Raw genomic sequence first — 23384 nt, 5'->3', positions numbered from 1 at the left:
GCTTTTTTCGATCTAAAAATAGAAAAAAGCCATATGTCTGAAACATATGGCTTTTAAAAATTATGTATTGTCTAGTTTAAATCTAGTTTATAAAATCTGTGCAGCGTGTTCTTTGGTTTTTACTTTTGTAATTACTTCAGATAATATTCCATTTTCATCAATAACAAAAGTAGTACGATGGATACCATCATATTCTTTACCCATAAATTTTTTAGGTCCCCAAACACCAAAAGCTTCAATAACCTTTTTATCTTCATCCGCTAATAGAGGATAAGGTAGTTCATATTTGTTTTTGAAATTTTGTTGTCTCTTTGCGCTATCAGCACTTACTCCAAGAATCTCATACCCTTGAGATTGAAATGTTTGGTAATTGTCTTTCAGATTGCATGCTTCAGCAGTACAACCTGGTGTGCTCGCTTTGGGGTAGAAAAAAACCACAAGTTTTTTTCCTTTATAATCTTCTAAACTAATGGTATTACCATCCTGATCTAATGCCGAGAAATTTGGAGCTTTATCTCCTGCTTTTAATGATGTCATATTATTATGGTTAATGATAAAAATTATATTTTGTTTAAACTTTTTTGATAAAGTTAGAACAAAATTATTTTACTGAAACAATTTTATTAAAAATTTATGCTTTTATTAGATTCCTAAAAACATACAAATATTCATATTTTAGCACAAAAATAAGTTATGACTAAAAAGGAAAAAGTAGATTTCACCATAAATACACTTAAAGAGTTATATCCAACCATCCCTATTCCTTTAGATCATAAAGACCCATATACATTACTGATTGCAGTTCTAATGAGTGCTCAAAGTACTGATGTGCGAGTCAATCAAATTACTCCACTCTTATTTGAACGTGCTGATAACCCTTACACTATGGTAAAGTTATCTGTGGAAGAAATTAGAGAAATTATCAAACCTGTAGGGTTAAGCCCAATGAAGTCCAAAGGTATTCATGGATTATCACAAATACTAATTGACCAACACAATGGAGAAGTTCCACAAAGTTTTGAAGCATTGGAAGCATTGCCAGCAGTTGGACACAAAACAGCCAGTGTGGTAATGTCTCAGGCTTTTGGAGTGCCTGCATTTCCTGTAGATACACACATACATCGTTTAATGTATCGCTGGGGATTTAGTAATGGTAAAAATGTAACTCAAACCGAAAAAGATGCAAAACGTTTGTTCCCAAGAGAATTGTGGAATGATCTACATCTTCAGATCATATGGTATGGACGAGAATACTCTCCTGCGCGAGGATGGAATCTAGATAACGATATTATTACAAAGACAATTGGAAGGAAATCTGTAATTAACGAGTACTATAAAAAATAAAAGACCTGTTTCGAAAACAGGTCTTTTACAAAGTTTAGTTTTAATTTAGAAGCGCTTCAAACTTCATTTTCTTATAATCTATAACACTTAAAGCCTTTGAGTAATTTAAAAGAAAATCTACTGTAATTTTCTTTGGTACTAATTGTTGTTGCTCCTCTTTCTGAGAAGACTTAAAGTAAAATTTTGCCATATTAATTTATCTTAAATTAAGGGTTATTTTTTTATAAATAACGAGGTAAATTCTACTTTATTGCATAAAGAAATGTTAATTTGTTAGGACAATATTATTTTTCTCTATAACCTTTCTTAAGTTAATTAATGCATAACGCATTCTTCCTAAAGCAGTATTGATACTTACACCTGTTTTATCCGAGATCTCTTTAAAACTCATATCACGGTACATACGCATTACCAAAACTTCTTTTTGATCTTCTGGAAGTTCTTGTATCAAGTTCCTTAAATCTTCCTCTACCTGATCTTTAATAATTCTTTTTTCAGCATTTAAATCACCATCACTAATAACAGAAAATATACTAAACTCTCCATTATCCTCGAATTTTGGCATTCTGTTTCCTTTTCTAAAGTGATCGATAACTAAGTTGTGCGCAATTCTCATTACCCAAGGTAAAAATTTACCTTCTTCGTTATACTTTCCAAGTTTTAGCGTACGAATCACTTTAATAAAAGTATCCTGAAATATATCTTCTGATACATCTCTATCAAAAACTTTAGAGTAAATAAAACTGTAAATACGTTGTTTATGACGTTCGATTAGTGTAGAAAGTGCGCTTTCGTCACCTTTGATGTAATTATTAACCAACACAGCGTCTGAAATAGTGTAATCCTTCATACCTATTACTTTATTTAGTACCAACAAGCTTGGGGCTCGGGCTTTGTTAAACTTTAAAGTAAAGGTGTGCTATAGGCGCTTCTTTTTTAGATTTGGTTACTTTTACAGGGGCTAATATAATAACAATCCTTGAAAATCAAACTATTTTGTGTTAATTTTTTTAACTTAACTTTCCGTATAACTACACTATTATACTTCTTAAGTTATCATTATCTTTGCGCTCACACCGCATATAGACTATGATTCAAGACATTACTACCTTAGATCCCAAACAAAATATATTAATTAAAGGAGCCAAACTGCATAATCTCAAAAACTTAGATGCGGCCATTCCCAGAAATAAATTAGTGGTAATTACCGGATTATCAGGATCAGGAAAATCAAGTCTTGCATTCGATACCTTATATGCAGAAGGACAGAGAAGATACGTAGAGAGTTTATCTTCATATGCCAGACAATTTTTAGGTCGACTTAATAAACCAAAAGTTGATTATATAAAAGGTATTGCTCCAGCCATTGCTATTGAACAAAAAGTAAATTCTACAAATCCAAGATCCACGGTTGGAACAACTACCGAGATCTATGATTATCTAAAATTACTTTTTGCAAGAATAGGTAGAACCTACTCTCCTATTTCAGGTAATCAGGTAAAAAAAGATACCGTTACAGATGTTATCGAATATGTAAAAACCTTTGAAGAAGGTGAAAAACTATTGTTGTTAGCTCCAATACATGTAGAAAGTGGCAGAACCGTTGAAGAAAAGCTAAAAGTATTACAACAACAAGGATATGCACGTGTAAAAGTTAATGAAACGGTATCTAGAATTGAAGATGCTACCATTACTAAAAAAGATACTGTTCATTTGGTAATTGATCGTATTATTAAGCGAGATGAAGAAGACTTTTATAATAGACTGGCAGATGCCGTAGGCTCAGCTTTTTTTGAAGGAAAAGGAACTTGTTTTATAGAAACATTAAAAGATCAAAAATCACGTCAGTTTAGTAATAAATTTGAGTTGGATGGAATAACCTTTCTAGAGCCTAATGTGCATTTGTTTAGCTTTAATAATCCATATGGAGCTTGTCCTGAATGTGAAGGTTACGGAGATGTTATTGGTATTGATGAGGATTTAGTGATTCCAAATACATCCTTAAGCGTGTACGAAGGAGCTGTTTTTCCTTGGAAAGGCGATACTATGAGTTGGTATAAAGATCAACTTGTCAATAGTGCTTATAAATTCGATTTTCCTATACACAAGCCTTATTTTGAGTTATCAGAAGAACAAAAAGAGTTATTATGGAGTGGTAACGAGTATTTTGAAGGTATCGATGGATTTTTCAAAGAGCTAGAAGCAAAGGCTTATAAAATTCAGAATAGAGTAATGCTTTCTCGTTATCGCGGAAAAACGAAATGTACCAGCTGTAAAGGAAAACGTTTAAGACCTGAAGCTAGTTATGTAAAAGTTGGTGGATTAGCTATTACGGATCTTGTAGAAATGCCACTTGATGAACTGGCAACTTTTTTTAAAAATCTTGAACTAAATAAATATGAACTCCAAATTGGAAAAAGACTCTTAAAAGAAATTAATAGCAGGTTAGAGTTTTTACATAATGTAGGTCTTCAATACCTAACTCTTAATCGTAAATCGAATACCTTATCCGGTGGAGAATCCCAACGTATTAATCTTGCTACATCTCTTGGTAGTAGCTTGGTTGGATCTATGTATATCTTAGACGAACCGAGTATTGGTCTACATCCTAAAGATACTGAGAAACTTATCAAAGTATTACAGTCCCTTCGTGATTTAGGGAACACCGTTATTGTAGTTGAGCATGATGAAGATATTATGAAGGCTGCAGATGTTATTCTTGATATTGGTCCAGAAGCAGGTACGTATGGAGGTAATTTGGTAGCCGAAGGAACTTTTGAAGAAATTCTAAAATTTGATTCCTTAACCGCTAAATACCTAAATGGAGATTTACAAATTGAAGTCCCGAAGAACAGAAGAACCTCTAAATACTATTTAGAAATCCTAGGTGCAAGAGAAAACAATTTAAAAAATATTGATGTTACTATTCCGTTAGGAGTATTTACAGCAGTTACAGGAGTTTCAGGTAGTGGAAAAAGTACTTTGATCAAAAAAATAGTGTATCCCTCTATATTAAAAAAACTAGGAGGATATGGAGAAAAAGCAGGTCAGTTTACAGAGCTTAAAGGAAATTACAGTAATATCAAACATGTAGAGTTTGTAGATCAAAATCCAATTGGTCGTTCTTCTAGGTCTAATCCTGTAACTTATATCAAGGCTTATGATGACATAAGAAGTCTTTTTGCTAGTCAGAAATTATCAAAAATAAGAAACTACCAATCCAAGCATTTTTCTTTTAATGTGGATGGTGGAAGATGTGAAACCTGTAAAGGTGAAGGTGAAGTAACGATCGAAATGCAATTCATGGCTGATGTTCATTTAGAATGTGAAACTTGTGGCGGAAAAAGATTTAAAAAAGATGTACTGGAGGTAACTTATGAGGATAAAAATATCGACGACATTTTAACAATGACCATTGATAATGCACTCGATTTCTTTGCAAAACATAATCAAACAAAAATTACTAGAAAGCTTCAACCTTTGCAGGATGTTGGTCTTGGATATGTACAATTGGGGCAAAGCTCCTCTACCCTTTCTGGTGGTGAAGCACAGCGTATCAAATTAGCTTCCTTCCTAGTAAAAGGAAATACGAAAGATAAAGCTCTTTTTATTTTCGATGAGCCTACTACAGGATTACATTTTCATGATATCAAAAAATTACTAAAATCCTTTAACGAACTTATTGACAAAGGTCATTCTATACTGGTTATAGAACACAATCTGGATTTAGTAAAATGCGCTGATCATGTTATTGATTTAGGATTAGAAGGTGGAAATAATGGCGGAATGATTATAGCAGAAGGGACTCCTGAGGAAGTAAGTGCGAACCAAAAATCTTATACAGGGCATTATCTTGCTGAAAAAATTTAAAAAATTAACAAAATTGTAATATTTGATTCTGTAAAGACATGCGCTCTATTTCGGCTAAGTTCCCGAATATTAAAATGTAAAAAATGTCACTCACAGAACAATTAAAAGAAAAAGCAGCGCTATCCGCCAATAAAATCCCGGAAACTATTCAGAAAATCATGAATAATGGAATTGATAACCTTCGCGATAGTCAGCTTATAACAAGAGCTTTAAAAACGGGAGATAAAATTCCAGAAATTTCATTACCTAATGCAGCAAATAAAACTATTTCTGTACAAGAGTTATTACTTAACAAAAAAGTAGTATTGTCTTTTTATCGCGGAGGTTGGTGTCCTTATTGTAATCTTGAACTAAGAGCTCTACAGCAATATCAAGATAAATTCGAAGAGCTTGGCGCTACTCTCGTAGCAATAAGCCCAGAAACTCCTGATAACTCCTTAAGCACATCAGAAAAAAACAATCTTAGCTTCGAAGTACTTTCCGATATCGATAATAAAGTTGCTAATGAATTTAACTTGGTATTTACACTACCTAAAGATCTTACAGAAGTGTATAAAGGTTTTGGTATTGATTTGGTAAAAAGCAATGGTAATGAAGATCAACAATTACCAATAGCTGCAACTTATGTAATTGATCAAGATGGAACGATCATTTATGATTTTATCAAAGAAGATTATAAAGAAAGAGCAGATCCCGAAGATATTTATAATAGTCTTAAGTAGATTATTCTAAATTTTGATTGAGATCCTATTTATCAAACATCCAAAACATTTTGGATGTTTGATTATAATCCAGAATCTTCAGAAGCAACAGTTAACGTCTTAGAAAACAATTTATATTCATTAATTGGATTAACAAAATTGGAATCCTTTTTTAAAGACGCCATTTTATAAGCTTCAAGAAAGTCACTAATCCTATAATCCAATAATTTTGCAGCTACAATATCCTTTTTCCACTCCCTTATTTGAGCTTTGGTCATATTTCCTTTATTAGCTCTTATCGCATGCTCTTTTAATTTATCAGTATACAAAGTACATTCACTTAATAAATACTTAAATTCTTTTGTTGGATAAGAAATATTGGTGGTTTTAGACATTCTATACTTTCTATTATTCTCTATATATGCTTGTCTATCCAGCTTTTTCTTTTGCGAAGTATAATCTAATTTATCCAAAAAATCATCAGTAACAAAGTAAAACTTCATATCATCTAAATTGACAATGAGTGTATTATAATTATTGAAAATTATATGTCTTTCAGATACTCCTAATTCTTTAATACGCCATTCGGAAACCAATTCGTGTTTAGAATATTGGCTGTGCGTATCATTCATCATAAAATAACGACCCATTTTCATAAATACTCCTGATAAAGAGTTTGGTTGTAAAGTATCTTTAATAATAAATGCATTCTTTTTATGCTTTAAAATCTTTTCTTCAATACCAAAGACGGTTGAAACGTTCTTTGATTCTACTATAATCTTTTTAGTGTAGTCCGCATTTAGAATATATTCTTTTTCCTGTCCATATAGTCCAAAAGTTAAAAAACAATATGTAAGTAGTATTATATTTTTCATAGCCCCAATTATTATATTATTTCTCCAATTAGTATTAAAAGTCTTTTCTTTTAACTCCATAAAATTAGATCTAAGCCACCCAAAAAAAATATTCTCATTGTTTTTTTAAATCGTTTTTTCGCTGTAGAACCAATTTAATCGATAAAATTATATTTCACTGATTTTAAACAGATAACACTCCTTATATAAAATTTTTTCCCTGTTAAAAACTGTTTTTTTATCCTATTTCTTCTATACTAAAAGAAGCTCTTTTACTTCCATAAAATAATTTTTGGCACGCCGTTTGGATATACTTTACACAAATAGCGGAAACCGAAAAGCTAATGAGTAGGTATAAACCCAAAAACATTTTAGTTATGAAAAAAGTAATACTTTTTATTGCAGTAATGTTACTAGTTGGAACAGCTGCACAAGCGGCCGATCAAAATAAGTCGGATCAAGTAGATAGGGTTACAAAACGCTATCGTAATGCAAAACCTATTGTATTTGTCGAAAATGGTGTTAGATTTTTTGTGTATCCTAATGGAGAAGTTGACTTTAGAACTCCAAGAAGAAGAAATTATAACAACTGGGATTGGAATTCGTCTAACTATAATACTCCAGGTAACAACAGAAACTATCGTAGACACAACAATCGTTTTACTGTGAAATATGATTATTACGGAAGATTGAAACGAGTTGGCCTTACTACAATAAGTTATAATCGATTTGATCAGGTAAGAAGAATAGGTTCTGTTCTTATCCGTTATAATAGAAGAGGAAAAGTTGCCAAAATAGGTGGATTACATATCTATTACGGAAAAAGAGGTAGAATTAGACATATAGAAGGAAATGTTCATTATACGGGATGTGGATATTGCGGAATAGACGGATGTAGTGCACCACATGATCCTTATTATAACATACAGGGAAGATCCAATCATCACGATTGGAATCAGGAAGATGATTTCTATTTTAAAAACAGAAAAAGAAATAAAAAGCATCATAAAGGAGAGGATGACGATGATGATTAGAATAAATTAGTTAGTTGGTTAGTTTTTGAAAGCCTGTTATCAATTTGGTAGCAGGCTTTCTTTTATGTACTCATAGTTTTAATCAAGTCCACTATCACTTTTAAATTTTTAATATATATAGGGTTTAAAATATAGAAACATATCGTATCCAAAAAGACCTGGGTTAAAACCAAAACACTGTTTATCAAATACTTATCATACAAAAATAGTCTGTTTCATGGAATAAACGTATGTATAATATATAGAGAAAAGTAATTTTTGGCACGCTGCTTGATACTATATAAGTGAGTGCAAAAAACAAATTTTTACACTCTTTATAAAATCACAGATTATGAAAAATATTGTTTTACTTTTTACAGGCTTGCTATTAGCAACTTTTAGTGCTAATGCATTGGAAACAAATACAGAAACCGTATCTCGTTATTACAATTACGGAAAATCATTCATCTTTCATGAGAATGGAGTTGAGTTTTCGGTATACGCAGACGGACAATTTGATTTCTATGTAAACAGACCAAGAGGCGGAGTTAGTGTAAATATTAACCGTCCTGGAGTAAACATTAGTTTTAATTCTGGATATAATTATGATGCCTACGTACAGTATGATGATTATGGAGCTGTAGTACAGGTAGAAAATGTACCGATCTTTTATGATTATTATGGTAGAATTAGTCAAGCTGGAGATGTATTCATCAACTACAACCGTTTTGGTAGAGTATCTAGAGTTGGTGGATTATATGTAAACTATAACAGCTATGGTAATTTTGTAAACTGTACTGGATTCATTAATGATTTTAACAGGTATTATGTATACAATCCTTTTCACGCTTATTTTACGGTACCAGTAGTTAGCAGATGTATCGTTTTCAATAGACCTTATAGAAGATTTTATACTCCTTATAGATGTTCGTATAATGTATTCAGAAGAAACTACTTTGATGGATATTATGCAAGACCATATAGAAGTCGTACATATTATAGACCTAATCAAAGAGTTGCGTCATACAACAGAGGATATAGAGTAAATAGAGCTAGAAGTCTTGACTATAGAACTCGAGATAGAAGAACGGAAATGTATAAAAGAAATGATCGTAACTATAATACAGTAAATCGTTCTAGATCAAGAACAGTGAATAGAAACAGAACTACTGAAAATAGAAATTCTTCTAGAAGTACAACAAGAAGTAACGCTATTACAAGAAACTCTAATAGCAGAGATAATGTAAGAACGAATAGAAGTGGAAACACCGTGACTAATAGAAGTACTAGAAGTATTGATACAAGAAGTCAGGTAAGAAGATCAGATAGAACTAGAACAAATGTCACACCTAGAAATACCGAAAGTAGAAATAGAGTACAATCTAATAACAGATCTCAGAGAACTAGAAGTGCTGTAACCAATAATAACTCTAGAAGAGGTTCTTCAAAAGCCAGAACTTCGAGGTCTAACGGAAATAATAGATCTGGGAATGTAACAAAACGCTCTAATAACAGTCAATATACTAGTAAAGGAGGTTCTACAAGATCTCAAGTAAAAACTAGAAGAAGTAATTCTACGAACAGAGCTACAAGATCTAATAATTCTAGATCTCGTACGGCAAGAAGTAGAAGTTAATATAAAGAATTTATTTTTTTGGTTGGTTAGTTAGAAAATCCCTCAGAGTAGTATGCTTAGGCACCTCGAGGGATTTTCTTTATTATATCATTAATATCATCCGATACTCGTAAGAAATATAAAACACCTACATAAACACCTCCTATAAGTGTACTTTTTAAACCTATATTCACAACTGGATGGAAAGTAAAATCCCAAAAATAAAAGCCGTATACAAAAGCTAAAATCATGATCACAATGAGAAAAGTCTTTTTAGAAAATGGTTGCATTTTAAACTTTATATTCACTAAAAAAACTTTTGCAGTATTGTAGCAAAATACCGCCATACTGGTAGCTATAGCAGCCCCTACCACTCCATATACCGGAATGAGTAACCAATTAAGAACAAAAGCAATAACCGCCATGGCAATTCCTATGTATAGAATCAAACGATAATAATCTGAATTAAATATGATCGAATTATTATTGCCTAGCACATTATCAAATAACTTAGCTATTCCGATAAGAATTACCACCCAGATAAACAATTCGTATTCATCCGGAATTAATTCAAAAAGTTGATTTACATTACAAATAATCAACACGAATAATAAACCACTGATTGCGAAAAGATTTAAAGAACTTTTTTGATATAATATTCTAAGTTGTTCAAAATTCTTTTCATTAATGAGTTTTGCCGTTAACGGATATGTAATTTGATGCATCGCTCTGGAAGGAATAATTATCACACTTGCGATATAAGCACAAATACCATATTTAGCCACATATTCGATAGGTAGATAACGCTCTATCATTGTCTTATCCAAATCAATTAAAAGAGTAGCGACAGATCCTGCCAACAAAATCAATAAAGAATACTTAAATACGTTTATGAAATTAGAAGGCAATGAAAAGCTAAATGAGAAATTTAGCAATCTATATACATAAATAGCCATAATGCATAATCTAGCTATATATACGAATACAATCGCATAAATAAATTGTACTACGGTAATTACTTCTAAATAAACTAAAAATAGTAATACCATAAGACAAGTTCTTACGAACAATTCTTTTAAAATATTACCAAAAACACTTTTAAGTTTAACTTTAGCCCAAGCAAAAAATATTTCGAAATAAGATAAAGCAATAGCGAGCACATAAATGGTCCAAACATAAGGCTGTACAATAGTGTTATCTTCTTCAAAATAACTTAGGACATGTTCATAAAAAACAGTACCTACGGCACCAATGATAATAGCAACGCACATAGGTAAAATAAGCATTATCGTCATAAACTTATTTTGTTCCTTTTTATCGGAATAGGATGAATAAAACTTTACAACAGTATTATGCACTCCAAAAGCCATTAGAGGCCAGATAATATTTGATGCAGAAAACAAATAAGAAACCAGTCCGTAGTACTCCTCTTCCAAAAATTTTGTAAAAAGAAACAAGGTATTAATAGCACCAATCCCAAAACCTAAACAAGTAATGATGACATTTTTGATCGATTGATTAGCAACTATTCCCATTATTTAGAGTATTTATCTCTTATACTATTTGAATTCCTAAATGATTTATAAATATTACCGGAATTAGTTTTTCCATAACGAAAAAGGTATCTTTTTGAATCTAATGGACTAGTTATACCCTGATTTTGATATGAACCTTGCCTAAATTTCAATAAGTAATTTTTTGAATACGAATTTACACAGTGCATCAAGAAAAGTGCGGATAAACAATCTAATGTATTTTCTAGACTTGCCTCCCCAATTGATTTTAGACCATTATGTTTAATTGAATTATAAGCATTCCACCAAGCTGGTGGTGTTCGCCCTGACCATGTAGAGAAAGGTTTTCTCTCTTCATCCATTGGAAGAACATAAACTGAAAGATCTTTAGGAAAGTCATTTTTAAAAACTCTATAATCTTGAAAGTTCCAAGCTCTCTCTTTCTTTTGTTTGCCGGAATTATCAAGTTCTTTATATTTATTCCATAATTTATTATTTGGATCCAGAGAACATGAGTATTTACCACATTCTTTGAAAAAGATTTCTATCTCAGCACAAATACTTAGAATTAAACCTCGTAAAACAGGTGAATGAATTTTCAAATGGTATGGATCGTTTAAAGGAACAACTTTTATAAATTTTATAAATTGTTCTTCAAGAATACTATATCTTTCATAGAACTGTCCATTGCCCCAGAATCCTCCTTTATCATGAAATGAACAAAATTTAGAACCATAAAATTCCACTTGATCCTGATTACACTCAAGATATATACATTTATCTGACATATTGATTCTAATATTATATTAAAAAGAAAATCAAGACTATTTTAATTTCTTTAGCAACATAGACATCTCTTTGGTCAAAGATCGTCTACTATACTTTTCAATTCCTATCGCCTGAGAATTAAGTTTTCCTTCTTTAAACTTACTAAAATATTCAAGAAGTAAACGTTTCATTTCATCATAAGCATCGTAATCAAAATATTTCCCGGAATCTGTTTCTTCTATTAATTTAGAAATATCTGCATCTCTGGGGCCAACAGCGATAATAGGTCTTTCCGAGATCATATATTCAAATAGTTTCCCAGGTATAATACATTTTGTTTCTTCTGAGTCAATCTCTATTACTAATAATACCTGAGAACTACGCTGAATCTCTATAGCTTCTTTATGAGATACATATCCTTTAATTTCCAGAAAATCTGATAAACCTGCTTCCTTAATAGAGAATAAAACATCTTCGCTCACTGCACCTACTAATTGTAGTTTTAATTGTTTTGCAAAACTTTCATTCTCTTGTGCAGTGTCATATATTGCTTGCCACAATCTCTTTGGATTTCGTCCTGATAACAAAGATCCAATATGTGAAATTGTAAAAGTAGTATCTAATCGAATATCAGCAACCTCTTCAGTATCATATCCATTCGTAATTACCGAGATAGGTCGTTTAGTAATATTAGAAAACTCTTCTTTAGTTGTATAACTGGTAACAGTTATGTGATCTGCAGATGACAACACCTCTTTCTCTAGTTGTATATGCTTATTTCTTGCACTTCTTATAAGCTTCAGTTTTTTATGATAACCAATAGTTGTCCAAGGATCTCTAAAATCAGCTACCCATTTAATATCCAGTTTTTTCTTAAGCTCCTGCCCTATCAGATGAATACTATGCGGTGGTCCAGTAGTAACTACAATATCTATATTCTCTTTAGAAATAAGATCATATAAAAATTTTACAGAAGGTTTTACCCAATATTTGCGCGCATCTGGTATAAAAAAATTACCTCTAATGAACAACATAAGTTTCTGCATGAAAGATTGTTTATCTTTTCCGGCAATGATTCCTTTACTGATGGTTTTAGAATCTTTTTTAGAAAAAATTTCTGCAAAACGATACGGTTCAAAAATTGGTTGTTTAATAATAGTAACATCCGCAGGAATTTCTGAAATCAAGGATTCATCTATTAAAGGATACGTAGGATTTTCGGGAATATATACAGTTGGCTCAATTCCGAATTCCTTGAAGTATTTAACAAACTTGAGCCACCTTTGTACTCCAGGACCTCCCGCAGGAGGCCAGTAATATGTTATTAATAATACTTTCAAAACCTTGTAAGAGTGCTATTCAGAAACATCTGTTTTCCTCTTTTTATACTCAAAAAACAAAGCTCCTAAAAACAATAACCCAAAGATAATAGAACTTGCCAAAGTAATAGAACTTCCTGTTTTTACTACTTGTGGTTCAAATTTAAACTCAATAGTATGCTTACCTGCAGGAACTTTTATACCCCTAAGCATATAATTTACAGGATAAACAGTCTCAGGAGCTCCATCGATATAAGCATTCCATCCGTCTTTATAATAGGTTTCCGAAAAAACAACAAATCCAGGTTTATTCGTATACATATTATACGCTAAATGATTTGGATCTGTTTTCGAAATTGATATAGTAGAAACGCTATCTTTTACTGGTTTGTAACTTTCTAACTCATCTTTAAACTCATTTCTAATAACAGCCGTGTTTTTGGTATCTATATCGTTTAAAGCATCAAATTCAGACTTATAACCATCTACAAATTTTAATTCAGAAACAAACCATGCAGGTCCATTTATGGATGGGTTTTCTTGTACGGTTAATTTTCTATCTTCATTTTGCTGTATTACATACTTAACATTCAACATATTCACAACCTCTAGATTTCCTTGTAAAATGTGTTGATTATAAATATCATCAATCTTCCTAGGTCTTACTGCAGAATATCCATTTATAGAATTGAAGAAGTTATTGGTATGAGAATTTCTAAATCCTCTTGCCTGATCTAATACACGATAATAAGAGTTGTCTTTAAGAATCTGTTTATCAGTAGCTGTTGGCTGAAAATATTGTTTATATTCTCTTTTAGAAATAAAGGAATCACTATCTACACTGCGTCGATCTACACCTCCTAAATCCAGAATCACTAAAATACCAACTCCAACCAGCATTAGATTTTCAGAAATCTTTTTCTTTAAGGTAAACCAAAGTAATCCAGCTATAAGAAGAATAAATAATAAAGATCGAAGACTATCACTTTTCATAATCGTAATACGATCTTCTTTGATGGCATCGAATATAGCAGGTTGTTCTATAGCCACCTGTACATCATTTGGAGATTTAAAACTGAATAAGCTTCCACCAAACAACCAGAATATCAAACATAATCCTCCAAACACTCCTAAAGAAATTAAAAATTTCTTTTGTCTTTCTTTAAACTCTGTTTTTTCATTAAAAAGCTGGTAGAGTCCAAATACTGCTGCTATCGGCACTACAAATTCTAGTAGTACCTGAATACTGGAAACTGCTCTAAATTTATTATATAAGGGAACATAATCAACAAAAAAGCGTGTAAGAAAATCTAGATTCTTACCCCAACTTAAAGTTAATGACACAATCATTCCTCCAAGTAACCACCAGCGCAATCTACCTTTTACTAAAAGTAATCCCAATAATGCAAGAAAAACAACTGTAATCCCAAGATAAGGAGGTGCTTCTACAAAAGGTTGAGCTCCCCAATATAAGCCAGTAATATTAGCATAATAATCTGCGGTTTCAGGAGACTCGCCTAACTGCAATAGCTTTTGATAGAAAGCTGATTCTTTCCCCAAATCAGAAGCTCTACCTAGTCCCATTAATTTAGGAACGAAAAGGTTTAAAGACTCTAACTTTCCATAACTATACGCCGTTATGTATTCGTAATCCAGTCCATTCTTTTCAGAACTCTTCGTTGTGGCATCAGCTAACAAATTTTTACCTCGTATACTTGTTTTTGCGTATTCCGCTGTAGATAATAACGTAGTAGCGTTAGTCGCCAAACCTAAAAAAGCAGCAACGATCAATATTGCTGAAGACTTAAAGAAATGTGGTAATTCTTTCTTTTTGAAAGCATCTATTAAATAACTTATTCCCAAGACAACTACTAATAAACCTAAATAATAAGTCATTTGATAGTGATTAGCCTGTATCTCCAATCCCATCGCCACTGCGGTAAGCAGAAATCCCCAGACATACCGTTTTTGAAATACTAAAAGTATACCAGCAATAACTAATGGAAAATAAGCTATAGCATGTGCTTTTGCATTATGCCCCACTCCTATTATAATAATCAAATATGAGGATAGCCCAAAGGCCAAAGCTCCAACAATTGCCATTTTCCAGGGAATTCGCATCACCAGTAACAAAACATAGAAACAGGCTAAATACAGAAAGAGATAATCTGCAGGTCTTGGTAAAAACCGAATCAATCGATCCAACTTATCCATATAATCATGAGGAAACTTCGCTCCTAAAGCATATGTGGGCATCCCTCCAAAGGCTGCATTATTCCAAAAAGTTTCCTCTCCAGTATTTTTGCGAAATTCATTTTGTTGCCTAGCCGTACCTTCATATAATTTTATATCATTTTGATATATCATTTTTCCGCTAAGAACAGGATTGAAAAAAACTAATGAAACGATAATAAAACCTAAAATCACGAAGATATGAGGTAAAATTCTTTTTAGATAAGGCATCATGCGAATGACAATTTATGTATGAGCCGCCAAATTAATCAATTTCCTCAAAATCGATGTACTCTCCCACATCTTTATTAGTAGATTTTTGTTTTGGCTTTTTATCAATGGTTACATCATTATCTCCAGAAGATTGAGACTGATTATATTGCTGAAACTGTTGTTGAAATCTTTCTCCAGCTTTCTTTGTTACATATCTAAGCAATAGAGGACCAAATAATCGCGTTAGTATCTTTAATCCGTAATATATCAATAACAGAATGAGAATTACCTTTAATACCCCTAAGAAAGAAGCCTCTTGCATATTATTTTTTTTCAAAAATAGGGAACTCTCTATACAATTACAGGCAGTCAATCCTAAAAAAATGATAAAATCTGCTATATTTGAACCAAATCTATGGAATATGAGCCCTAAATCGATGCTGCTGGTAGTTAGCCTATTGCTACTTGGTCTAACTTCAACTGCTCAATACACTGAAAAGATTAATACAAACAGACCTGGAGTTTCTCAAGGTGCCTTTTCTGTTGGTAATAATGTATTACAACTCGAAGGTGGATTAGGTTTCGGAAGAGAAAGACATAAAATATTTGATACAAAATCAAGTACATTCAACTTTGATTATAACATAAGATACGGGTTACTTATCGAGCAATTAGAAATTAGCTTAGATGGTAGTTTTAGAAGTGACGGGATCAGGCAAACTATTGGTGCCAACGAACAAAAAATCAGAAAAACTGACTTTGAATCCAATACTATAGGAGTTAAATACCTTATTTATGATCCTTATAAAAAACCTAAAGAAAATGACTCTATCAATTATGATGAGTTAAAAAGTTGGAAAGAACGTTATCGATTTAAGTGGAAAAGTTTAATCCCAGCGGTTTCTGCATACGTAGGTATGAATTATGTAAATACAGATAACGCTTTTACTTTTCCAACGGATGCCACCATAAGTCCAAAAATTGTTATAATGACTCAAAACAACTGGTGGACGAGCAATGCTGGTAGTTGGGTATTAGTTACAAATCTTATTGTAGATAAAATCACTACGGATAATCCCGCTTATGGTTGGATTATCACAAGTACTCATACTCTAAATGACAAATGGGCAATATTTGGTGAATACCAAGGACAAAAGAGTGATTTCTATAGTGATAATATTATAAGACTTGGTGGAGCCTATTTATGGAATCAGGATCTGCAAATAGATGCCAACATCGCCACCAATTTTAAAGATACTCCATCTATATTTAGAGTAAGTCTTGGTGCTTCCTATAGGTTTGATTGGCATCGTAAAGATGAGATTATTGAAAAGCCAGGGTTCGAAAGCGGGATCAAAAAGGATGAAAACGAGGAAGAAGAAAAGGATAAAGAAAAAGATAAAGATGGCCTGGAGTTAGATGAAGAAATCGAAGAAATTGAAAACGATAGTTTAAAACAAGAGCAAACTCCATTCATTAATGATTTTGAAGATGGTAGTCATCGAGATGCAATGGAGAAAGATCTTGACGAAAGAAGAACGGCACAACGTCTAGAACGCGAACGAATTGAAAAAGAGAAACAGGATAAAAAAGACGAAAAGAAATTTAAGAAAGAAGAAAGAAGACGTCTAAAACGTGAAGCTAAAGCTGCAAAACAAGCTGAAAAAGCAAAATTAAAGGCAGAAAAAGAAAAGCAAAAAATGATCGAAGACATCGATGCTGAATTGGATAAAATGGAGCAAGACGAAGGTGTGGATGATGAACTGAAACAGATAGATGAAGAACTCAAGAAGTTGGAAGAGATGGAAAAAGAGCTCGGTTCTGACACGAAACCTGATGCCAAAGAAGATAAAACTGATGACAAAAAAGACGCAGAGGACGAAGAAGATATAGATGCTGCTTACGAGAAGTTACAGAAAGAGCAGGAAAAAGCTAAAAAGGAAGAAGAAAAGCGTAAAAAAGCTGAAGAAAAAAGAAGAAAGAAAGAAGAAAAGAAAAGAAAAAAGGAAGAAGAAAAGCGTAAAAAAGCGGAAGAAAAGAAGAGAAAAAAAGAAGAAAAAGAAAAAGAGGAAAATGATAATAATGATAATTAATCATTAATACATTCCGGAAATAACATCCGAGTTTGTATACCATATGAAAAAGGCTGAGTGCTATTGTACTCAGCCTTTTTTAGTTCCATAATTTCCGTAAGTAACGATAAAAACATTAACGCAATAAAATGATAATTCCTAATAAAACGATGCGCTAAATTAGTATTTCCATCATTTTTTAACATAAAAAATACGCAGGTTAAAATAATTACCTTATATTTGGTTAACCAATTTGGTTGACCAATTATAAACTATGAAAACTAACTTGAAACCAGAATCATTATCTCCTAGAGATGAAATTGAAACGGTTATTTCTAAAATAAGAGAATTAATTATAAACCGTCAACTCGAACCAGGAGACAAATTACCTTCCGAAAGAACCTTATCGGAGAAATTTGGAGTGAGTAGAAGTCAATTAAGACTAGCAATTCAAAAATTAGAGTTTTACGGACTTGTAAAAAAATATCCTAAGAGTGGAACTTTTGTTTCCAAAATAGGTGTAGGTGCATTGAATTCTATGATGGCCAATATTCTACACTTACAAACACCGGATTTTAAATCATTAGTAGAAACCAGATTGATCTTAGAAACAAAGGCTGTTAAACTAGCCGCTGTTCGCAGAACAGAGCAACAACTTTATCAAATAGAGGTTGCTCATGAAGCTTACATAAATAAATCTATTAATGGAGAGAATGCTATCGATGAAGATCTACTATTTCATCTAAAATTAGCAGAAGCTAGTTGTAATAGTGTTATTAATTCATTAATGCTCGTTATAACTCCTGAAATAATAACAAATTTCGTAACAAATAAAATTTGCGATAAAACCAACTTTTCTACCCTAATTAAAGAACACCAGGATATCGTAAATGCAATAAAAAATAATGATCCAGATCAAGCTACAGAAAGCTTGAAAATACATTTTAATGATTTATACCAATACTGTAGAACCTAATACTCCTTGCCTATGTAAATTAAAACATTAAATGAAAAAAGGACAGGTGAAACCTATCCTCTTAAATTATTCTATTTATCACTTCAAGTTTCGAGAGAGAAGTCTGTTAAAATGAATAATACGCTTTATTACTTAAACAAATACGCATTGACAAAGGTAACAAATAATATAGAGTTAAACCTTTACTCTTGTTAATGTTTAGTTAAGTAATAGCAATACACACAAATTAAAAATAGCCAGTAATGGCTATGTGCTTATTTCTAAAATAAACTAAACAATGAAACGATTACTTGTAAAATTTAAAAGCTTTTTAATGTTTACGCTATTGTTATTGTATCATTTTAACTCCTATGCTCAACAGGGTTATGAGTTAACTGGTATCGTAACATCCGTAGAAACAAACACGCCTATACCGGGCGTCAGTGTTCTAGTTAAAGGAACCTCTAACGGTACAGTTACAGATTTTGATGGAAAATATGCAATACAGGTGTCCTCAGGAGACGTACTTCAGTTTACCTACATAGGACTTACCACCCAAACGATTACAATATCTAACCAAACTACTTTAAATGTGAAAATGGAAGAAGATTCTGAAGCATTAGAAGAAATAGTTGTTGTAGGATATGGAACTAGAAAGAAATCACACAATACAGGTGCTATTGCTCAAGTTAAAGGGAGCGATGTTGCAGCAATACAGGCAACTCGTGTGGATGAAGCCTTAGCAGGTAAATTATCCGGTGTACTTATACAAAATCAAAATCCTGAGCCAGGTGCCAATCCAAAAATTCAGGTACGTGCGGCTTCTTCTCTCTCTGGTGATTCTGGACCATTAATCATTGTAGATGGTTATCAAATTTCTGGAAATTTAGCTACTGTAAATCCTAGCGACATAGAAAGCTTAGAAGTATTAAAAGATGCGGCTTCAGCAGCTATATATGGAGCAAATGGTGCGAACGGAGTGATTTTGGTAACAACAAAAAAGGGTAAATCAGGAAGACCACAATTTAGTTATAATTCATTCATTAGTATTTCCAACAAATACCGAAAAAACATCTTAAAATCGGGACCTGAATGGGCTGCATTTTCAAGACAGGAAATTGCTGCTGGTAATTGGGATTTATCACAAGTGGATCCAGCTTTTGTAGAATACCGATTAAGAGCATATGAAAATTCTCCTGGTGCCATTAGTCCAGAAGACTGGTTATTTAGAACTGGTGTTACCACAAATCATGATTTTAGTATGTCAGGTGGTTCTGAAAACTCGAAGTTTTTCGGATCTGTAGGATACCAAAATGCAGAAGGGGTAGCAATAACACAAGGGTTTGAAAGATTTAATGCACGATTAAATATTGACACTCAATCTGGTGATAAATTTAAGGCTGGATTAAGCTTTAACGGTTTTGCGTCTAGAAGAGACATTTTAGCACACGATATGAGAGATCTATTGAGAGCTTATGGTGTTCACCCTGTTTATCATACAGCAGAATCTATTGCATTCGTGCAAGCATTAGACGCAGAGGCACAAGGGTTAGGGTTATCACCTTTTGATAATGGTTATAGAGGTGGTATTGGCCCAACAAGTATCTATGAATTACAACCAGGAGATAGAGTTGATGATTGGCATTACGGTAGAGATAATAACGGAATTGGAGGTTCAGGAGATGCTGGGCCTGCTCAAAAATTAGATAATGCTGATGCTTGGCAAAAAGTTTATTTCGCAAATCTTTCATCCTATATACAGTATGAAATCATGGATGGTTTATTTTTAAAGACCGCCTTAGGTGGAGACTTTAATAATACTCAAAACTACTATTATCAAGGTTTAGGAGCAGATTCAAGAGCTCGTACCGATCAAACGGATTTAGACGAGAGTACTAGAAACGCTTCATCTATTTTAAGCACCACCACATTAAACTATAATAAACTTATAGGCAAACATGATATTGATGCAGTGATCGGTTATGAATTTTTAAATAACTACATTAACGGTACTTCTCTTGTAGGTACTAATGTTCCTAATAGTGATATTATTAACTACAATCTTTTAAATCCAGAAGATATTACTACAACGGAAACTGAAATCACGAGAGCAAGAAAAAGTGTTTTTGGTAGAATACAATATGCATATGATAATCGTTATTTAGTATCAGCTTCACTTAGAAGAGATGGAGATTCTCGTTTTGGAGCGAACAAACAGTATGGAGTTTTCCCTGCTATGTCCTTAGGTTGGAATGTTCATAACGAGAACTTTTGGAAATCAAATGCTTTAAGTCTTCTAAAACTAAGATTTAGTACAGGTTCTTTAGGAACCAGTTCGTTCTTAAATGATTTTGATGCACAAAGCCTTTTAAATCCTATTCCTACAGTTTTCGGTACTGGATTTGGAATTTCTGGTAATGTAAATAACCCTGATTTAACCTGGCAAACGAATACAGAAACAAATTACGGTATTGATTTAGGGTTTGTTAATAATCGTTTTAGACTAAGCGTAGACTATTATAATTCTGACATCGAAGATATGTTAATAGGAAGCACCGTATCCTATACTACTGTTGGTCAACCTTCTATAATAGTAAACAATGGTGATATGACGAGTTCTGGACTTGAGTTTGAACTTTCCGCTAGTCTTATTCAAAATGAAAATTTTACATGGGATATTAATGCAAACCTAGCTACAGTGAATACAGAAATTACTGATCTAGACAATGTAGATGAACTTCCTCAAATTCAATATGGTCAAAGTGGTAGAGGTCCTATATTTAGAAATTATGTAGGTGGAGAAATTGGTGAAATGTGGGGCTTAGAAACTATTGGTGAAGTAGAAATGAGGTTTTTAGAAGATCCTACAAGACATCCTAATAATACTTCGGGAGAATCCTATGTAGTTGATCAAAATGGAGATGGTGTTATCGATAGCGATGATTATGTAAAAATAGGTCAAGCCACACCCGATTTTTATTGGGGATTAAATTCCTCTATGAGCTACAAGGCTTTTGATTTCTCCATGCAATGGCAAGGATCCCACGGAGCAGAAGTATATAATATTGATCCTCTTTACTATGAATCACAATGGTCTGGTCGATTGGTAGATACTTTTGATGCAAATGACGATGGTATTGCAGATCATAATGGAGAACACTATATAGGTAACAGAAGACAAACCGATCACGGTATTCAGGATGCTTCGTATATAGCATTAAGAAATTTAACTATAGGCTATACTTTAAATAGAGAATTAATAAACAAAATAGGTTTGAATTCTCTTAGAATTTATGCAGCCTCTACTAACCTATTATACATCTGGGGAGATGATTACACTTCATATAATCCAGAAGGTATTGAAACCGGAAATAGCGGTTACGCAGGTCCGACGACATATGGTGTTCAAGTTGGTGCAAGCCCTATAGTACGAAGTTTTACGTTTGGTTTAAATGTTAATTTTTAAAAAAGAAAAAATGAAAAAAATCATTTTATTATTGGCAATGGCGTTATTCATCGCTGCCTGTGAAGATTTAGACCAGGTGCCATCAAATATCGCAAATTCAGATTCATTAACTGATTTTGAAGGTGTTCTTAATGCAGCATACTTCTATCAATTAGGTTCGGTAACTCCTATGGCAGTAATGGGAGATTTTAGAGCTGATAATGCATTAATGATAGAAGAGCCTTACCCGTCTTTTGATAGATTCAATAGTGATCTCATAGTTATGGAAGACCAGTTCTTTGAACCATTTTATATTGCTTTATATAGATCCATTTTAAGTGCAAACAATGTTATTGAAAATTCAGCAAATACGACAGATGTTGGTGAAGCAAAGTTTTTAAGAGCTTTATCATATTTTAAGCTAGTGCGTGTTTTTGGAGATGTTACTGTAAATCTAAGTTCTGGAGATCTTAGCTTAGATTTAACAAGACAACCAGCTGCGGACATTTACAATAATATTATTATCCCAGACTTACAAGATGCCATATCAGTTCTAAATAATTCTGGCTTATCAAACGGTAGAGCTACACAAATAGCTGCTCAAGGTTTATTAGGTAAAGTTTACATGCAAATAGGCGACTTTACTAGTGCAGAATCACATCTCGCAGCTGTGGTAAATGGTGCAGCAGATGCAGGCGTAAGTTTACAGGCTAACTTTGCTGATATTTTTGGGGATGCCAATGATTTAAACTCTGAGATTCTTTTTGCTACTCAAGTATCAAGCTCAATTCCAGATGAATATGGTTTTACAGAGTTTACAGGTTGGTATATTGGTAATGATTCAAAATCTTTTGAACCATTGGACTTAGATTTAGTCGCTGCATTTGATGCGGCAGGAGATGTTAATAGAAAAGCTCTCACGGTGGATGAAGATGCCGTTAGAGGAATAAAGTATTTATCCGAAAATCCAGATCAAGATTGGATCGAATTGAGATTAGCAGATGTTATTTTATTGTATGCAGAAGCACTTAATGAAAATAATAATGGAGATGGATCTCAATCAGCAACTATTTTAAGTCTACTAGATGATATTAGAACTAGAGCTGGTTTAGCCAGTTTAAGCGGTACCGCAAATACACAAATAGAAGTTAGACAAGCTATCGCAGATGAAAGAAGATTAGAATTAGCCTTTGAAGGACAACGATGGTTTGATCTTGTTAGAACAGGTACCGTGGATGTGGAAATGGGAGAAACTGTTAATCCTAACTATTATGTGTTCCCAATTCCCGATTCCGAAATACTTGCTAGTAATGGTATCATTACTCAAAATCCTGGATACTAAAGTTGTGTGTGTTAAAAAACAATAGGTGAAATTATTGTTTGTTCAGTATCCTATACTCCATTAATCATTAATTTGATTAATGGAGTTTTTTTTGAAAACATCTAAGTTTCTAAATACAATAAACTTA

Annotated in this window: 18 protein-coding genes; 9 read left to right on the top strand and 9 right to left on the bottom strand. The window is 32.7% G+C overall.

Features of this window, described 5'->3' with window-relative positions:
* Positions 1-87: 87 nt before the first annotated feature.
* Positions 88-537, bottom strand: a complete 450-nt coding sequence (gene bcp / locus Q1B37_RS04495; protein WP_299602184.1) for a thioredoxin-dependent thiol peroxidase — start codon at positions 535-537, stop codon at positions 88-90.
* Between the two features lie 156 nt (positions 538-693).
* Between bcp and nth the strand changes: the two genes are divergently transcribed.
* Entirely contained in the window at positions 694-1344 is a 651-nt protein-coding gene (gene nth, locus Q1B37_RS04490) for an endonuclease III (protein ID WP_299895948.1), read from the top strand.
* Positions 1345-1384: 40 nt separating this feature from the next.
* On the opposite strand, the gene Q1B37_RS04485 is transcribed toward nth, so the two are convergent.
* Both Q1B37_RS04485 and Q1B37_RS04480 read right to left on the bottom strand, forming a co-directional pair.
* Positions 1385-1534 carry a hypothetical protein gene (locus Q1B37_RS04485; protein ID WP_299602190.1) on the bottom strand — a complete coding sequence of 50 codons (150 nt, stop codon included), beginning with the start codon at positions 1532-1534 and terminating at the stop codon, positions 1385-1387.
* Positions 1535-1609: 75 nt separating this feature from the next.
* Entirely contained in the window at positions 1610-2194 is a 585-nt protein-coding gene (locus Q1B37_RS04480) for a sigma-70 family RNA polymerase sigma factor (RefSeq protein WP_299602193.1), read from the bottom strand.
* A gap of 239 nt (positions 2195-2433) precedes the next feature.
* On the opposite strand from Q1B37_RS04480, the gene uvrA reads away from it, so the two are divergent.
* The gene (gene uvrA, locus Q1B37_RS04475) at positions 2434-5214 is read left to right on the top strand and encodes an excinuclease ABC subunit UvrA (protein WP_299895946.1); all 2781 of its coding nucleotides are present in this window, start codon (positions 2434-2436) and stop codon (positions 5212-5214) included.
* 83 nt (positions 5215-5297) lie between these two features.
* Positions 5298-5936: a peroxiredoxin-like family protein gene (locus Q1B37_RS04470; protein ID WP_299895943.1), complete on the top strand. Its 639-nt coding sequence runs from the start codon at positions 5298-5300 to the stop codon at positions 5934-5936.
* A 62-nt stretch (positions 5937-5998) separates the two neighbouring features.
* Here Q1B37_RS04470 and Q1B37_RS04465 read toward each other — a convergent pair whose 3' ends face one another.
* On the bottom strand, positions 5999-6790 hold the full coding sequence (locus tag Q1B37_RS04465) for a hypothetical protein (protein WP_299895940.1): 792 nt from the start codon (positions 6788-6790) through the stop codon (positions 5999-6001).
* A 356-nt stretch (positions 6791-7146) separates the two neighbouring features.
* Between Q1B37_RS04465 and Q1B37_RS04460 the strand changes: the two genes are divergently transcribed.
* Positions 7147-7803, top strand: a complete 657-nt coding sequence (locus Q1B37_RS04460; protein WP_299895937.1) for a hypothetical protein — start codon at positions 7147-7149, stop codon at positions 7801-7803.
* 331 nt (positions 7804-8134) lie between these two features.
* Positions 8135-9418 (top strand): hypothetical protein, encoded by a 1284-nt coding sequence (locus Q1B37_RS04455; protein WP_299895934.1) that lies wholly within the window; start codon positions 8135-8137, stop codon positions 9416-9418.
* Positions 9419-9474: 56 nt separating this feature from the next.
* Here Q1B37_RS04455 and Q1B37_RS04450 read toward each other — a convergent pair whose 3' ends face one another.
* Genes Q1B37_RS04450 through Q1B37_RS04430 form a run of 5 tightly spaced genes read right to left on the bottom strand, consistent with a single transcriptional unit; the run spans position 9475 to position 15780 of the window.
* Entirely contained in the window at positions 9475-10932 is a 1458-nt protein-coding gene (locus Q1B37_RS04450) for an oligosaccharide flippase family protein (protein WP_299895931.1), read from the bottom strand.
* On the bottom strand, positions 10932-11699 hold the full coding sequence (locus Q1B37_RS04445; RefSeq protein WP_299895929.1) for a hypothetical protein: 768 nt from the start codon (positions 11697-11699) through the stop codon (positions 10932-10934). Before Q1B37_RS04445 ends, Q1B37_RS04450 begins: the two co-directional genes overlap by 1 nt.
* A gap of 36 nt (positions 11700-11735) precedes the next feature.
* Entirely contained in the window at positions 11736-13019 is a 1284-nt protein-coding gene (locus tag Q1B37_RS04440) for a glycosyltransferase family 4 protein (protein WP_299895927.1), read from the bottom strand.
* A gap of 15 nt (positions 13020-13034) precedes the next feature.
* The gene (locus Q1B37_RS04435; RefSeq protein WP_299895925.1) at positions 13035-15464 is read right to left on the bottom strand and encodes a YfhO family protein; all 2430 of its coding nucleotides are present in this window, start codon (positions 15462-15464) and stop codon (positions 13035-13037) included.
* A 31-nt stretch (positions 15465-15495) separates the two neighbouring features.
* Complete coding sequence (locus Q1B37_RS04430) at positions 15496-15780, bottom strand: DUF4834 family protein (protein ID WP_366944293.1); 285 nt, start codon at positions 15778-15780, stop codon at positions 15496-15498.
* Positions 15781-15826: 46 nt separating this feature from the next.
* Here Q1B37_RS04430 and Q1B37_RS04425 point away from each other — a divergent pair, with 46 nt between their 5' ends.
* From Q1B37_RS04425 to Q1B37_RS04410, 4 genes are all read left to right on the top strand, one after another.
* Positions 15827-17536, top strand: coding sequence for a transporter (locus Q1B37_RS04425; protein ID WP_299895923.1), 1710 nt, complete (start codon positions 15827-15829; stop codon positions 17534-17536).
* Positions 17537-17789: 253 nt separating this feature from the next.
* The gene (locus tag Q1B37_RS04420) at positions 17790-18491 is read left to right on the top strand and encodes a FadR/GntR family transcriptional regulator (protein WP_299602215.1); all 702 of its coding nucleotides are present in this window, start codon (positions 17790-17792) and stop codon (positions 18489-18491) included.
* 277 nt (positions 18492-18768) lie between these two features.
* Entirely contained in the window at positions 18769-21936 is a 3168-nt protein-coding gene (locus Q1B37_RS04415) for a TonB-dependent receptor (RefSeq protein ID WP_299895920.1), read from the top strand.
* Positions 21937-21946: 10 nt separating this feature from the next.
* Entirely contained in the window at positions 21947-23257 is a 1311-nt protein-coding gene (locus tag Q1B37_RS04410; protein WP_299895917.1) for a RagB/SusD family nutrient uptake outer membrane protein, read from the top strand.
* Positions 23258-23384 lie beyond the last annotated feature (127 nt).

Origin of the sequence: uncultured Aquimarina sp. (assembly GCF_947492965.1) — a bacterium.
Lineage (GTDB): Bacteria > Bacteroidota > Bacteroidia > Flavobacteriales > Flavobacteriaceae > Aquimarina.
The sequence above is the reverse complement of the archived record's forward strand: the minus strand, read 5'-3'. Positions and strand labels throughout refer to the sequence as shown.

What these genes read in the sequence shown, in the direction of transcription:
- bcp (WP_299602184.1), bottom strand. Translation starts at nt 537, where the DNA reads ATGACATCATTAAAAGCAGGAGATAAAGCTCCAAATTTCTCGGCATTA.
- nth (WP_299895948.1), top strand. Translation starts at nt 694, where the DNA reads ATGACTAAAAAGGAAAAAGTAGATTTCACCATAAATACACTTAAAGAG.
- Q1B37_RS04485 (WP_299602190.1), bottom strand. Translation starts at nt 1,534, where the DNA reads ATGGCAAAATTTTACTTTAAGTCTTCTCAGAAAGAGGAGCAACAACAA.
- Q1B37_RS04480 (WP_299602193.1), bottom strand. Translation starts at nt 2,194, where the DNA reads ATGAAGGATTACACTATTTCAGACGCTGTGTTGGTTAATAATTACATC.
- uvrA (WP_299895946.1), top strand. Translation starts at nt 2,434, where the DNA reads ATGATTCAAGACATTACTACCTTAGATCCCAAACAAAATATATTAATT.
- Q1B37_RS04470 (WP_299895943.1), top strand. Translation starts at nt 5,298, where the DNA reads ATGTCACTCACAGAACAATTAAAAGAAAAAGCAGCGCTATCCGCCAAT.
- Q1B37_RS04465 (WP_299895940.1), bottom strand. Translation starts at nt 6,790, where the DNA reads ATGAAAAATATAATACTACTTACATATTGTTTTTTAACTTTTGGACTA.
- Q1B37_RS04460 (WP_299895937.1), top strand. Translation starts at nt 7,147, where the DNA reads ATGAAAAAAGTAATACTTTTTATTGCAGTAATGTTACTAGTTGGAACA.
- Q1B37_RS04455 (WP_299895934.1), top strand. Translation starts at nt 8,135, where the DNA reads ATGAAAAATATTGTTTTACTTTTTACAGGCTTGCTATTAGCAACTTTT.
- Q1B37_RS04450 (WP_299895931.1), bottom strand. Translation starts at nt 10,932, where the DNA reads ATGGGAATAGTTGCTAATCAATCGATCAAAAATGTCATCATTACTTGT.
- Q1B37_RS04445 (WP_299895929.1), bottom strand. Translation starts at nt 11,699, where the DNA reads ATGTCAGATAAATGTATATATCTTGAGTGTAATCAGGATCAAGTGGAA.
- Q1B37_RS04435 (WP_299895925.1), bottom strand. Translation starts at nt 15,464, where the DNA reads ATGATGCCTTATCTAAAAAGAATTTTACCTCATATCTTCGTGATTTTA.
- Q1B37_RS04425 (WP_299895923.1), top strand. Translation starts at nt 15,827, where the DNA reads ATGATAAAATCTGCTATATTTGAACCAAATCTATGGAATATGAGCCCT.
- Q1B37_RS04420 (WP_299602215.1), top strand. Translation starts at nt 17,790, where the DNA reads ATGAAAACTAACTTGAAACCAGAATCATTATCTCCTAGAGATGAAATT.
- Q1B37_RS04415 (WP_299895920.1), top strand. Translation starts at nt 18,769, where the DNA reads ATGAAACGATTACTTGTAAAATTTAAAAGCTTTTTAATGTTTACGCTA.
- Q1B37_RS04410 (WP_299895917.1), top strand. Translation starts at nt 21,947, where the DNA reads ATGAAAAAAATCATTTTATTATTGGCAATGGCGTTATTCATCGCTGCC.